Source organism: Shewanella sp. 10B, from assembly GCF_023475885.1.
Lineage (GTDB): Bacteria > Pseudomonadota > Gammaproteobacteria > Enterobacterales > Shewanellaceae > Shewanella > Shewanella mangrovisoli.
In genome coordinates this window covers 1-263 of record NZ_JAMDJO010000036.1, presented here as the reverse complement: position 1 = coordinate 263, position 263 = coordinate 1, and the positions used below count along the sequence as shown (strand labels likewise).

The following is a 263-nucleotide window of genomic DNA, read 5'->3' as shown; positions in this document are numbered from 1 at the left end:
TACGGTGGATGCCTTGGCAGTCAGAGGCGATGAAGGACGTAGTAACTTGCGAAAAGCGTTGGCGAGCTAGTAACAAGCATTTGAGCTAACGATGTCCGAATGGGGGAACCCAGCAGCATAAGCTGTTATCACTACATGAATACATAGTGTAGTGAGGCAAACGAGGGGAACTGAAACATCTAAGTACCCTTAGGAAAAGAAATCAACCGAGATTCCCCTAGTAGCGGCGAGCGAACGGGGATTAGCCCTTAAGTCAGAGGGGT

At 49.0% G+C, this 263-nt stretch carries 1 rRNA gene; it reads left to right on the top strand.

Features of this window, described 5'->3' with window-relative positions:
* A 23S ribosomal RNA gene (locus tag M0415_RS21355) occupies positions 1–263 on the top strand; the annotation flags it as partial.